General features: G+C 69.5%; 12 protein-coding genes. 8 read left to right on the forward strand and 4 right to left on the reverse strand.

Annotated elements, in window-relative coordinates; all coding sequences use genetic code 11:
* The first annotated feature begins 212 nt into the window (after window positions 1–212).
* The 6 genes from EHW97_RS01985 to EHW97_RS02010 are packed head-to-tail and all read left to right on the forward strand — an operon-like array spanning window position 213 to window position 6,214.
* Window positions 213–1,454, forward strand: coding sequence for a glycosyltransferase family 4 protein (locus EHW97_RS01985; protein WP_124235494.1), 1,242 nt, complete (start codon window positions 213–215; stop codon window positions 1,452–1,454).
* On the forward strand, window positions 1,441–2,154 hold the full coding sequence (locus EHW97_RS01990) for a class I SAM-dependent methyltransferase (protein ID WP_124235495.1): 714 nt from the start codon (window positions 1,441–1,443) through the stop codon (window positions 2,152–2,154). Before EHW97_RS01985 ends, EHW97_RS01990 begins: the two co-directional genes overlap by 14 nt.
* Window positions 2,154–3,212 (forward strand): prenyltransferase/squalene oxidase repeat-containing protein, encoded by a 1,059-nt coding sequence (locus tag EHW97_RS01995; protein WP_124235496.1) that lies wholly within the window; start codon window positions 2,154–2,156, stop codon window positions 3,210–3,212. Before EHW97_RS01990 ends, EHW97_RS01995 begins: the two co-directional genes overlap by 1 nt.
* The gene (locus tag EHW97_RS02000; RefSeq protein ID WP_124235497.1) at window positions 3,209–3,844 is read left to right on the forward strand and encodes a class I SAM-dependent methyltransferase; all 636 of its coding nucleotides are present in this window, start codon (window positions 3,209–3,211) and stop codon (window positions 3,842–3,844) included. The genes EHW97_RS01995 and EHW97_RS02000 overlap by 4 nt, the downstream gene beginning before the upstream one ends.
* 40 nt (window positions 3,845–3,884) lie before the next feature.
* Window positions 3,885–4,661, forward strand: coding sequence for a PTS sugar transporter subunit IIAB (locus EHW97_RS02005; RefSeq protein WP_124235498.1), 777 nt, complete (start codon window positions 3,885–3,887; stop codon window positions 4,659–4,661).
* Between the two features lie 11 nt (window positions 4,662–4,672).
* The gene (locus tag EHW97_RS02010; protein WP_124235499.1) at window positions 4,673–6,214 is read left to right on the forward strand and encodes a PTS ascorbate transporter subunit IIC; all 1,542 of its coding nucleotides are present in this window, start codon (window positions 4,673–4,675) and stop codon (window positions 6,212–6,214) included.
* Between the two features lie 97 nt (window positions 6,215–6,311).
* Here the strand turns inward: EHW97_RS02010 and EHW97_RS02015 are convergent, their stop codons facing one another.
* Genes EHW97_RS02015 through EHW97_RS02030 form a run of 4 tightly spaced genes read right to left on the reverse strand, consistent with a single transcriptional unit; the run spans window position 6,312 to window position 8,888 of the window.
* Complete coding sequence (locus EHW97_RS02015) at window positions 6,312–7,073, reverse strand: ABC transporter permease (protein ID WP_124235500.1); 762 nt, start codon at window positions 7,071–7,073, stop codon at window positions 6,312–6,314.
* Window positions 7,070–7,966: an ABC transporter ATP-binding protein gene (locus tag EHW97_RS02020; RefSeq protein ID WP_124235501.1), complete on the reverse strand. Its 897-nt coding sequence runs from the start codon at window positions 7,964–7,966 to the stop codon at window positions 7,070–7,072. Before EHW97_RS02020 ends, EHW97_RS02015 begins: the two co-directional genes overlap by 4 nt.
* Window positions 7,963–8,274, reverse strand: coding sequence for a transcriptional regulator (locus tag EHW97_RS02025; protein WP_124235502.1), 312 nt, complete (start codon window positions 8,272–8,274; stop codon window positions 7,963–7,965). The genes EHW97_RS02020 and EHW97_RS02025 overlap by 4 nt, the downstream gene beginning before the upstream one ends.
* Window positions 8,271–8,888 (reverse strand): hypothetical protein, encoded by a 618-nt coding sequence (locus EHW97_RS02030; protein WP_124235503.1) that lies wholly within the window; start codon window positions 8,886–8,888, stop codon window positions 8,271–8,273. Before EHW97_RS02030 ends, EHW97_RS02025 begins: the two co-directional genes overlap by 4 nt.
* Before the next feature lie 146 nt (window positions 8,889–9,034).
* Here EHW97_RS02030 and clpB point away from each other — a divergent pair, with 146 nt between their 5' ends.
* Together clpB and EHW97_RS02040 are read left to right on the forward strand one after the other, a co-directional pair.
* Complete coding sequence (gene clpB / locus EHW97_RS02035; RefSeq protein WP_124235504.1) at window positions 9,035–11,674, forward strand: ATP-dependent chaperone ClpB; 2,640 nt, start codon at window positions 9,035–9,037, stop codon at window positions 11,672–11,674.
* A 413-nt stretch (window positions 11,675–12,087) separates the two neighbouring features.
* Window positions 12,088–13,092, forward strand: a complete 1,005-nt coding sequence (locus EHW97_RS02040; protein WP_124235505.1) for a hypothetical protein — start codon at window positions 12,088–12,090, stop codon at window positions 13,090–13,092.
* The last annotated feature ends 35 nt before the right edge of the window (window positions 13,093–13,127 follow it).

The following is a 13,127-nucleotide window of genomic DNA, read 5'->3' on the forward strand; positions in this document are numbered from 1 at the left end:
CCGTGGTGACACATCACTGACCACATCTCGGGGAGTGGGACGGGCGCGGGGCCGGTTCCCGACTTCTGGCCACTTTGAGCCCTTCGGGAGGCCGGCGAAGGGCCACAACTGGCCGAAAGTTGCGACTGAAGTCCGGCTGCCCCGTGCTGGGGCGGCGGCCGGACCTGTCACGATGGGTTACCGTTCAGTAGATCGTCGTGAGGGAGGGCCGCGTGCGCATCGCGTTGTTGTCGTATCGCACCAAGACGCACAGCGGCGGGCAGGGCGTGTACGTCCGGCACCTCAGCTGGGGGCTTGCGGAGCTCGGGCACGAGGTCACGGTGTTCTCCGGACAGCCCTACCCCGAGGACCTCGATCCCCGCGTCCGGCTCGAGAAGGTGCCGAGCCTGGACCTGTACCGCGACGACGACCCGTTCCGCACCCCTTCGCTCCGCGAGTTCCGCGACTGGATCGACGTGCTCGAGTACGGGCAGATGATCACCGCCGCGTTCCCCGAACCGCTGACGTTCAGCCTGCGCGTCCGTCGGCTGTTCGGGCCCCGCGCCGCCGACTTCGACGTGGTCCACGACAACCAGAGCCTCGGGTACGGCCTGCTCAGTCTCCCGCGCCGCGACATCCCGTTCGTGGCGACGATCCACCATCCGATCAGCAAAGACCGGCGCCTCGACATCGCGGCGGCGCCGCTGCGCAAGCAGATCACCACCCGCCGCTGGTATCGCTTCGTCCGTATGCAGGCCCGCGTCGCGCGCCGGATCCCGACCCTGCTCGGCGTCTCGAGCGTGTCGGCGGGCGACACCGTCACCGATTTCCGCCTCGATCCCGAGCAGATCACCGTCATCCCGTTGGGCGTCGACACCGACCTGTTCGCCCCGCGGGGTGACCGTGTGCCGGGTCGTGTGGTGGCCGTCGCCAGCGCGGACAAGCCGCTCAAGGGCGTGCCGCACCTGCTCGACGCGATCGCCAAGCTCCGCGTCGATCACGACGTGCACCTGCATCTCGTGTCGCCGGTCGAGCGCAGTACCCAACGTCGGCTGCACGAGCTCGGCATCGAGGACGTCGTCACCGTGCACAGCGGGATCTCGGACGAGGAACTCGCCCGGCTCATGGCCTCGGCCGAGGTCATGGCGGTGCCGTCGCTGTACGAGGGGTTCTCGCTGCCGACCGTCGAGGCGCTCGCCTGCGGCACCCCGGTGGTCGCGAGCCGTGCCGGCGCACTGCCCGAGGTCGTCGGTGACGCGGGCGTGCTGGTCGAACCGGGGGACGTCGAACAGTTGGTGACGCAGATCGGCGCGCTGCTGCGCTCGCCCGAGCGCCGGGAGCACTTCGCCCGCATCGGTCGGGAGCGCGCTGTGGAGCGGTTCAGCTGGGTGTCGGTCGCCCGTGCCACGGTAGAGGCCTACGAGCGCGAGATCGCGCGCGTCGAGAGGAAGAAGAAACTGCATGCTGACCGTTGACTTCGACCGCCTCCGGGTGGGCCGCGGCACTCGATTCATCGACGTCGGAGCGGGCGCCGGCCGCCACTCCTACGAGGCGCTGCGCCGCGGAGCGAGGGTCACCGCCCTCGACCTCGACGAGGTCGAGCTCAAGGGCGTGCAGGAGATGTTCGACGCGATGATCGACGAGGGCCAGGTTCCGCCCGGCGCGACGGCCGAGACCGTCGTCGCCTCGATCCTCGACCTCCCCTACGACGACGGCAGTTTCGACACCGTGCTCGCCTCGGAGATCCTCGAGCACGTGCCCGAGGACGAGCAGGGCATCGCTGAGCTCGCCCGCATCCTCGCGCCCGGCGGCACCCTCGCCGTGACGGTGCCGCGCTGGCTGCCCGAGCGCGTGTGCTGGGCGCTCTCGGACGAGTACCACGCCAACGAGGGCGGGCACATCCGCATCTACAAGGCCGACGAGCTGCGTCGCAAGCTCGAGGCCGCCGGTCTGGTGTTCACGCACCAGCACCACGCGCACGCCCTGCACTCGCCGTTCTGGTGGCTCAAGTGCGCTGTGGGCGTCGAGCGCGACCAGCACCCGCTCGTGCGCAGCTACCACCAGCTGCTCGTGTGGGACATGATGAAGGCGCCGGCCGTGACGCGGCTCGCCGAGAAGGTGCTCGACCCGTTGATCGGCAAGAGCGTCGCCCTCTACTTCACCAAGCCGCTCTGATGCCGGTTCCCGAGGTTCAGGGGGTGCTCTCGGCCGCGCAGATCGAGCAGACCGCCGACTCCATCGTCGCCGCGCAGCATGACTCCGGCGCCATCGCCTGGTACCCGGGCGGGCACACCGACCCGTGGGACCACGTGCAGGCCGCGATGGGGTTGTCTACGGCAGGCCGGCGCGATGAGGCCGTCGCCGCGATCCAGTGGCTCGCGGACGTGCAGCGCCCGGACGGCTCATGGGCCATCAAGTACGTCGACGACACCATCGAGGACGCCGGCACGGACGCCAACTTCTGCGCGTACATCGCCGCCGGCGTGCGGCATCTGTGGGCGATCGATCCGACCGGCGATCTCGAGCGGTTCTGGCCGGTCATCGATCGCGCGCTCGAGTGCGTCCTGTCGATGCGGCTGCCTACCGGCGTCGTGGCCTGGGCGCGAGGCAGCGAGGGCGAACTCGCCGACGAGGCGCTGGTGAGCGGCAACGCGAGCATCGCGTTCAGCCTGCGCTGTGCGCTCGACCTCGCCCGCGTGTGGGGCCACCAGCGACCCGATTGGGAGCTGGCCGTCGCCCGCATCGACCACGCCCTCGCGGTCCACCCCGAGTGGTTCACCGCCAAGCCCCGCCACTCGATGGACTGGTACTACCCGGTTCTGGGCGGTTCGCTCACCGGCGACCCGGCCGCCGAGCGCATCGACGAACGCTGGGACGAGTTCGTCGTGCCCGGGCTGGGAGCGCGTTGCGTCACCGAGAACCCCTGGGTGACCGGCGGCGAGTCCTGCGAGCTCGCGCTCACGCTCGAGGCGATGGGCCGGCGCGACGCGGCGCTGCGCGTGTTCAGCGAGATGCAGCACCTGCGCGATCACGACGGTTCGTACTGGACCGGTCTCGTGTACAGCGACGGCGTCCGCTGGCCGGTCGAACGCACCACATGGACGGGGGCGACGGTCATCCTGGCCGCCGACGCGCTCTCCGCGAGCACCCCCGCCCACGATCTCTTCCACCCCGAGCGGCACGTACGCACCGACTGGCTCGTGTCGTGCCCGTGCCAGGAGCCCGCCCGATGACCGACCTGCCTGCCGACCTCGCCCGTCTCGCCGAGAACGTCAAGGGATTCCTCCCGGACGACGAAGCCGCCGCGCTGCGGGCTGCGGCAGGCCGGTTCGCCACCGAAGGCGGCGTCCTGGTCGAGATCGGCAGTTACTGCGGCAAGTCGGCCATCCATCTCGGGTATGTCGCGCGGACCGCCGGCGCCACCTTGGTGACGGTCGATCACCACCGGGGCTCCGAGGAGCATCAGGTCGGATGGGAGTACCACGACCCCGAGCTCGTCGACCCCGAGACGGGCGCCTTCGAGACGTTGCCGTCGCTGCGCCGGGCCCTGTTCGCGGCCGGCCTGGAGGACGTCGTCGTGCCCGTCGTCGGCCGATCGGCCACGGTCAGCGCGTTCTGGCGGACGCCGGTCGACCTCGTCTTCATCGACGGCGGGCATACCGACGAGGCCGCCCAGGCCGACTACGCGGGGTGGGCGCCGTGGATCCGGCTCGGCGGAGCCCTGGTGATCCACGATGTGTTCCCCGATCCGGCCGACGGCGGACAAGCTCCGTACCGGGTGTACCTGCGGGCGGTCGAGGACGGCTTCCGCGAGGTCGCAGTGACCGGAAGCCTGCGGGTTCTGACCCGCGAAACGGGGGCATAGCGCCCGATCGTCCGGATCCCCGCGGAGGTACCCTCGGGGCATGTCCGCTCTCGCACCTCTGCTGCGTGAGGACGCGATCTCCCTCGACGTCGAGGCCCCTGACTGGCAGTCCGCGATCACGATCGCCGGGTCCCTGCTGGAGCAGTCCGGGGTCGCCGACAGTGGCTACACGCAGGCGATGATCGACAACGTCACGCAGAACGGTCCCTACATCGTCATCGCGCCCGGCTTCGCCTTCGCGCACGCCCGTCCGACGGAGGACGTGCAGCGCACGGGCCTCTCCTGGGTCCGGCTCGCCGACCCGGTGTCCTTCGGGCATCCGTCGAACGATCCGGTCACCCTCGTCGTCGCGCTCGCCGCGAAGGACGACGGCGCCCACACCACCGCGATGGCCGAGCTCGCGAAGGTCATCGGGGATCCGGCGACCAAGGCCGCGCTCGACGCTGCCGGTTCGCCGGCCGAGATCCTCGCGATCCTCGGTGGCGACGAGGAGGCCGCCCAGAGCGCCCCGGCCGGGTCCGGCGGCGGCTCGCGCAACCTCATCCTCACCGTGTGCGGTAACGGCCTCGGCACGAGTTTGTTCCTCAAGAACACGCTCGAGCAGGTGCTCGACCGCTGGAAGTGGTCGCCCTTCGTGAGCGTCGAGGCGACGGACACCATCTCGGCGCGCGGCAAGGCCAAGGACGCCGACCTCATCCTGACCTCCGGCGAGATCGCCCGCACGCTCGGTGACGTCGGCGTTCCGGTCAAGGTCATCGAGAACTTCACCAGCACCACCGAGCTCGACGCCGCGCTGCGCGAGCTCTACGACGTCTAGGAAGGTCCCCTATGGACTGGTTGGTCGCCATCGCCGAGTTCCTCGTCAACGAGATCCTCAGCGTTCCGGCGTTTCTCATCGGCATCATCACCGCGGTCGGTCTGATCGCGCTTCGCAAGACGACGGGCCAGGTCATCGGCGGGGCCATGAAGGCCACGCTCGGTTTCCTGCTCATCGGAGCCGGCGCGACACTCGTCGTCGCGTCGCTCGACCCGCTCGGTGTGCTCATCCAGGCGGCCACGGGTGCGCAGGGCGTCATCCCGACCAATGAGGCGATCGTCGGTATCGCTCAGTCGGAGTACGGCGCGCAGGTCGCGTGGCTGATGATCCTGGGCTTCGCGGTGAGTCTCGTGCTCGCGCGGTTCACCCCGTTGAGCTACGTGTTCCTGACCGGACATCACATCCTCTTCATGGCGACGCTGCTGACCATCGTGCTGGCGTCGGCCGGTTACAACGGCACGATCACCGTGGTCCTCGGCGGTGCGCTGCTGGGCATCCTCATGGTGTCGTTGCCCGCCCTCGCCCACCCCTGGACACGCCGGATCACCGGTGACGACAGCGTCGCCATCGGCCACTTCGGCACAGCGGGCTATGTGGCGGCCGGTGCCGTCGGTCGGGTCGTCGGCAAGAACAGCCGCTCGACCGAAGACATGAAGCTGCCCGAATCACTGCGCTTCCTGCGTGACTCGATGGTCGCCACGGCGCTCTCCATGGTGCTCATGTACGTTGTCGTCGCGCTCATCGCCCTCGGCCGGGTCGGTCAGGAGGAGGCGTTCGACGCCTTCGGAGGGGCGGCGAACGTCGGCAACTACCTCATGCTGTCGGTCACCCAGGGTCTGCAGTTCGGTGTCGCCGTCGCGGTCATCTTGTTCGGCGTCCGCACGATCCTCGGTGAGCTCGTGCCCGCGTTCCAGGGCATCGCCGCCAAGGTCGTGCCGGGCGCGATCCCCGCGCTCGACGCGCCGATCGTCTTCCCGTACGCACAGAACGCCGTGCTCGTCGGCTTCGTCTCGAGCTTCACCGGCGGTCTGATCGGCCTCGCCGTGCTGTCGCTGTGGCTGAACCCCGCGTTGGGCCTCGCGCTGATCCTGCCCGGCCTGGTCCCGCACTTCTTCACCGGTGGTGCGGCAGGCGTCTACGGCAACGCCACCGGCGGCCGCCGTGGTGCTGTCGCCGGCGGTTTCGTGAACGGTCTGCTGATCACCTTCCTGCCCGCGCTGCTGCTCAAGGTGCTCGGTGACTTCGGTAGCGCCAACACGACATTCGGTGACACGGACTTCGGCTGGTTCGGCATCCTCATCGGAAACGGCGCCAAGATCGGCTCCGTCGGCGGCTTGATCGTCATGGCGCTCCTCGGCCTGCTGATCCTGGCTGGCGCGATGCTGATGCAGAAGCGGGTCGTGGACACCCACTGGGACCCGGCTCCGGGACGTGAGCTCCCCGGCGCGGCCACCGCGGCGGCCCCGAGCGCCGGTGCGGCGACCACGGCCACCTACCCGAAGATCACTCCGCCGAAGGGAGCCCCGACGCCCCCGCCCCCGCCGGAGCGGTGAGTTAGCGTCCGTTCGTCACGCAGGGCGGTGAGTGAGCGTCCATCTCGACCTCGAGAATGGACGCTCACTCACCGCCCTCGTGGTGTCAGGGCGCTGCTCAGCGGAAGCGGCGGCCCTCGTCGCGACGGAAGGCCCAGAGGGTGGCCAGCGCCCCGACCGCCGTCCACCCCGCAAGCGAGGCGACGGTCGCGAGTCCGATGTCGCCGCTGCCGACCGCCCAGACCACGAGGTCACGAGCGCCACGGCTCGGCAGCGCTTGCGAGATCGCGTCGAGCCACGAGGGGAACACCTCCGGCGGGACGAACATGCCGCCACCGAACGCGAGACCGAAGAACAGCAACTGCGCGACGGCGATCGCCGACTTCTGGCGCAGCATGTAGCCCACGGCGAAGCCGATCAGCAGCAGCGGCACCGCGCCCACCAGCAACATCGCCAGCGTGAGGAGCAAGCGCTCGGGGGCGAGTCGTGCTTCGGTCAGCAACCCGGCGATCACCACGATCGGGATGAGGCCGAGAACCGACAGGATCACGCCGTTCGCCACGCGGCCGAGCACCTGGGGGAGCGGCCCGGCGGGCAGCGTGCGGAGGTACGCGTCGAACGGCCGCGCCCGGTCCTCCGCGATGCCGGCACCGAAGGTGAACAGGCACACCGACATCACCGCGACCGCGGCGAGCTGAGCGGCAGCGCCGGTGGCGGCCACCCGGTCATCGGCGATGATCCGCTGTGGGACCACGAAGAACAGCAGCGCCAGCGAGGGGAACACCGTCGTGCCGACGATCGCGATCGGCTCGCGCAGCACTTCCAGCAGATTGATCTTGGCGTGGGCGGCGGTGAGCCGCGGCAGCGACGACGTGCTCATCGGTGGTCTCCTGCGGTCAGTGCGGTGAGTTGGGCGAAGGCGTCCTCGAGCGAGGCGCCCGCCACGCGGAGCCTGCGGAACTCGATGTCCTCCGTGACGAGGCGCCGAACGAGCGCGTCGGCATCCGGCGTCAGGAGCGTGACGTCCTCGCCTTCGCGCTCCAGGCTCATGACCTCCGGAAGGTCGGCCAAGCGGGCGTCCGCGCTGACGAGGGCGACGCGGTCGACGTCGACGCGGTCGATGACCGCACGTGTGGTGTCGTCGACGAGCACCCGGCCGTGATCGATGACGACGACTCGCTGCGCGAGCCGTTGGATCTCCTCGAGGTAGTGGCTGGTCACGAGGACGGTGCCGCCCTCGGCCTGGTACGCCTCGATGGCGTTCCACAGCGTGTGCCGGGCGTCGATGTCGAGCCCGGTCGTCGGTTCGTCGAGCAGTACGAGTGCCGGGCGGCCCAGCATGGCGAGCGCGACGGCGAACCGGCGCTGCTGTCCGCCGGAGAGGGCACCGCACTGCCGGTGGACGAGGTCGGTGAGTCCGAAGCGCTCGAGCAGCTCGTCGGCGTCGGCAGGATCGGGATAGTGCCGCGAGACGAACTCGACGACCTCGTCGACCTTCAAGGTCTCGGGCAGGCCCGTCTGCTGAGGTGTCGACCCGACGGCGACTCGTGTCGCCGGATCGCGCGGATCGCCGCCGAGCACCCGAACACTGCCGCTCGACGGTTTGCGCAGGCCGGTCAGCAGCGAGATCAGCGTCGACTTCCCCGCGCCGTTCGGGCCGAGGAGACCGACGAGCTCACCGCGCGCGATCGTCAGCGTGACGTCGTCGAGGGCCAGGTTCTCGCCGAACGTCTTGGTCACGTGGGCGACGTCGACCACGGGTGGGCTGGTCATGCGGGGTCTCCTGTGGGATCGATGAGGGAGCGGATCTGCGCGGTGTATCGCTCGAACGCGGCGAGTCCGGCGGGGGTGAGGGCGACGTAGGTGGCCGGGCTGCGGCCCTCGATGGTCTTGGTCTGGGTGACGTAACCCGCGTCCTCGAGTTTGCGCAGATGGGTTGAGAGATTGCCGGCCGTCATGTCCAGCAGCTTCTGCAGGCGGGGGAACGTGATGCTCGCATGGTTCGGCATCGCCGACAGCGTCGCGACCACCCGGAGCCGGGCCTGGGCGTGGATCACCGGGTCGAGTTCACCGTCGGTCATCGGCGGCGCCGTTCGAGGTGGTCCAGCAGTGCACCGACGAGGAAGCCCCCGCCGCCCATCACCGCCATGACGAGGTACAGGTAGGGCGGTCCGGTCACCGACGCGACAGAGACGGTGACGGCGATCCAGACGCCCAGCCAGAACTGGCGCCGATCACCCCACGCCGCGCCGCTGGTCATGAAGAGGCAGGCCACGACGAGGCAGGGCAGGGCGTTGGAGATGATGCCGACGCCGGGACCTTCCAGGCCCTCGCTGAACATCGCACCGAAGATGAAGAACGTCGTGATGAAAGCGACCGGCCACGCGGCACCGAGTCGAGCGTTCATGGCTCCCGCCGCTCCGCCGAGGCCCTTGGCGCGGCCCTCCGCGTGAACGATCGTCACGACGATGGCGGCGATGATGAGCCCGCCGAAGACCGCGGAACCGACGGAACCGGGGAGGCCCTCACGGTCGGTGTCCAGGAACATCGCGACGTACCCGGCACCCCAGGCGATCCCCCAGGCCCCGTACAGGACACGGTCGTCGACGCTGAGGCGCCGACGTACCTCGCGGCGCTGCGCGGCGATGATCGCCCAGCTCTCCTCAGGGGTGGGCGCGCGGTCGTCCTCGCTCATCGATACTCCTGGTCCCATGCAAACAAGTTTGTCCAGCAAAGTCAGTTTGTGTCACAAAGTGCAAGAATGTCAAAGTTGAGCGGAATGGACTCAACTTCAGCATCGTTGTACCGGGTGCAGACCTTCGTCACCAGGGGAGTCAGTACATGGATCTTTCGAAACTCACCACGCGGAGCCAGCAGGCGCTGGCGGCCGCGATGTCGTCGGCGGCCGCGGCCGGTAACCCGACCATCGAACCTGCCCACCTTCTCGTCGCCCTCATCGAGCAGCAGGGCGGCACGGCCGGGCCGCTGCTGTCCGCAGCGGGCGCCGACCCCCAGGTCGTCCTGGCCGAACTCAAGCAGAGCCTCGAACTCCTGCCGACCGCGACCGGCGCGAGCGTGCAGAACCCGCAGCTCGCCCGCGCGACGCACGAGGCGCTGCAGCGTGCCATCGACCACGCTGCCTCGCTCGGCGACGAGTTCGTGTCCTCCGAGCACCTCGTCGTCGGCATCGCCACCGTTCAGTCGCCTGCGCAGGCCGTGCTGGCGCGGCATGGCGCGACTCCCGACGCGCTCAAGGACGCCTTCAGCGCGGTCCGCGGCAGCGCCAAGGTCACGAGCGCCGACGCCGAGGACAGCTACCAGGCGCTGGAGAAGTACGGCATCGACCTCACCGCGCTCGCCCGCGACGGCAAGCTCGACCCGGTGATCGGCCGCGACTCCGAGATCCGGCGCGTCGTCCAGGTGCTCAGCCGCCGGACGAAGAACAACCCCGTCCTCATCGGCGAGCCCGGCGTCGGCAAGACGGCCGTCGTCGAAGGTCTCGCTCAGCGCATCATCGACGGCGACGTCCCCGAGTCGCTGCGTGACCGCCGGCTCGTCAGCCTCGACCTCGGCGCGATGGTCGCCGGCGCCAAGTACCGCGGCGAGTTCGAGGAGCGGCTCAAGGCCGTGCTCAACGAGATCAAGCAGTCCGACGGGCAGATCGTCACCTTCATCGACGAGTTGCACACCGTCGTGGGCGCCGGCGCCTCCGGCGAGGGAGCGATGGACGCGGGCAACATGCTCAAGCCGATGCTCGCCCGTGGTGAACTGCGCATGATCGGCGCGACCACGCTCGACGAGTACCGTGAGTCGATCGAGAAGGACCCGGCGCTCGAACGGCGGTTCCAGCAGGTCTACGTCGGGGAGCCGAGCGTCGAGGACACGATCGCGATCCTGCGCGGCCTCAAGGAGAAGTACGAGGCGCACCACAAGGTCGAGATCGCCGACGCCGCGCTGGTGGCCGCGGCCACGCTCTCGCACCGCTACATCCCCGGCCGACAGCTGCCGGACAAGGCGATCGACCTCATCGACGAGGCATCCAGCCGGCTGCGCATGGAGATCGACTCCAGCCCCGTCGAGATCGACGAGCTGCGACGCGCCGTCGATCGGCTGACGATGGAGGAACTGCACCTCGAGAACGAGACCGACCAGTCCAGCGTCGAGCGCCTCGAGAAGCTGCGCGCCGAGAAGGCCGACAAGACCGAGGCCCTGCGTGCGCTCGAACAGCGGTGGCAGGCCGAGAAGCAGAGCCTCAACGCGGTCGGCGAGATCAAGGAGCGGATCGACGAGGTTCGGACGGCCGCCGAGAAGGCGCAGCGCGAAGGCGACTTCGAGACCGCGGCCCGGCTGACGTACGGGGAACTGCCGAAGATGGAGGCGCAGCTCGCCGAGGCCCAGCGCGCGGAGGAGACCGCCACCGCCGATCGCATGGTCCACGAGGAGGTCGGTCCCGACGACATCGCCGAGGTGGTGGCGTCGTGGACGGGCATCCCGACGGGCCGTCTGCTCGAAGGGGAGACCGAGAAGCTCCTGCACATGGAGGCAGAACTCGGCAAGCGGTTGATCGGACAGCGTGACGCCGTCCGCGCTGTGTCCGACGCCGTCCGTCGTGCCCGGGCGGGCATCTCGGATCCGGACCGTCCCACCGGCTCGTTCCTGTTCCTCGGGCCCACCGGCGTCGGCAAGACCGAGCTGGCCAAGAGTCTCGCGGACTTCCTGTTCGACGATGAGCGGGCGATCGTCCGCATCGACATGAGCGAGTACGGCGAGAAGCACAGCGTCTCGCGCCTCGTCGGCGCCCCTCCGGGCTACGTGGGCTACGACGAGGGCGGTCAGTTGACCGAGGCCGTCCGGCGCCGTCCGTACTCGGTCGTGCTGCTGGATGAGGTGGAGAAGGCGCACCCCGAGGTCTTCGACATCCTCCTGCAGGTGCTCGACGACGGACGCCTCACGGACGGTCAGGGGCGCACGGTCGACTTCCGCAACGTGATCCTCATCCTCACGTCGAACCTCGGGTCGCAGTTCCTCGTGGACCCGACGCTCGACGACGCGGCCAAGAAGAACGCGGTGATGGACATCGTCCGGTCCTCGTTCAAGCCCGAGTTCCTCAACCGACTCGACGAGGTCGTGATGTTCGAGGCGCTCGGGACCGAGGAGCTCACGCGGATCGTCGATCTGCAGCTCGACTCGCTGGCGCGTCGCCTCGAGTCGCGTCGCATCACGCTCGACGTGACCGATGCGGCCAAGGAATGGCTCGCCCTGACCGGGTGGGACCCGGCCTACGGTGCACGTCCGCTGCGACGCCTGGTTCAGCAGGCGATCGGCGACCGGCTCGCCCGCGAGTTGCTGTCCGGCGAGGTTCGCGACGGCGACACCGTCCGCGTCGACCGCGCCGTCGACGCCGACGAACTCACCGTCACCCCCGCGCCCGTAACGGCCATAGGTGGTCGAGTAGCGGCGAGGGACGAGCCGTGGCAATGAGGGCGTAGCCGCCACGGAGCGAGACCAGTCGAGGTGACGTGGTCTCGCTCCATCGCGGCTACGCCCCTCCTGCGATGGCTCCATGTCGGTCGCTGAGCGACCTCCTACTCGACCACCTACGCCCGGGTTAGGTGGTCGAGTAGCGACCGAGGGACGAGGGAGCGAGACCGTGTGACGTGACGTGGTCTCGATACTGCGCTCCGCTAGCGCTCCGGCCTACTCGACCACCTGCACCCCGGTTAGGCGGTCGAGTAGCGACCGAGGGACGAGGGAGCGAGACCACGTGACGTGGTCTCGATACGGCACTCCGCTAGCGCTCCGGCCTACTCGACCACCGATCCGGGGTGAGCGACCACCTCTCCCGCTGCGGGTGACCTCCTCGTCGGTCTTGGCGCATCTGCTTCGATAGGGGCATGGCTGCGCCACGTCCTCGGTCCGTCACGCTCGCGTGCCTGTATGCCGGTATCGGTGCGGCGTTCCTGTTCATGTCGCTGCTGAGCGTGCTGTGGGACTGGGGCTCCATCGCGTTGCAGGACCAGATCGCCGACGTGCTCGACCAGCAGCCGCTCGCCGGCCTCGAACTCGACGTCCAGACGGTGCTCGACGGCCTGCGATGGGTGCTGCTGGCCGGCGTCGTCGCTTCGATCGCGGGCATGGTGTTCGCCGTGTTCGCGTTCCGTGGCGATCGCGGCTCGCAGATCGGCCTCACCGTCCTGTGCGGACTCGCGGCGCTGACGTTCCTGGCCTCGGGTCTCGTCGGCTTCCTGCCCGCCTTGATCGCGGTCGTGTGCATCGCGCTGCTGTGGAACGCCGACTCCCGCCGGTTCTTCGCCGGCGAGGAGCAGCCGCTCGAGCTGGGGGCCGCGCCGGCAGTCCGCCAGCAGCCGTCCGCTCCACAGACTGCGCACCCGGCGGCTCCTCCGCCGGGCGGATGGTCCGGCCCGCCGGCACCGGCGCCGGCGCAGTTGCCGCCCTATCTTCCGGCCCGCCGGCCCGCCTCGGTCACGCTCTCGTTGCTCCTCACGGGGATCGGCGCGGCGGTCGTGGCCGGTTTCGGGGCGCTGTCGCTGCTCGTGGTCACCGTGGGCCGCGACGAGTACGAACGCACGCTCAACGAGCAGGGCTTCATGCAGGATGTGCTGCGCTCGAGCCGGATGAGCGCCGACGATGCGATCGCGATCATCACCTGGTCCGCGGTGGTGTGGGTCGTCCTCGCACTCATCGCACTCGCGGTCACCCTGTGGGCGGCCACCCGCCGGTCGCCCGCCGCGCGCAAGGCGCTCTTCGCGTTGTCGATCATCACGCTGGTCGTGTCGGTGCTGTTCTTCCCGCTCGGTCTGCTGTGGACGGCCGCGGCGGTCGTCGTGCTCGTGCAGGTCAGCAAGCCTGATGCCAAGGCCTGGTTCGGCGCCGCGTAACCCAGATCACAGCCTCCCCGCCCGCCCTGAAGTTC

Origin of the sequence: Aeromicrobium camelliae (assembly GCF_003850045.1) — a bacterium.
In the GTDB taxonomy this organism is placed as follows: Bacteria; Actinomycetota; Actinomycetes; order Propionibacteriales; family Nocardioidaceae; genus Aeromicrobium; species Aeromicrobium camelliae.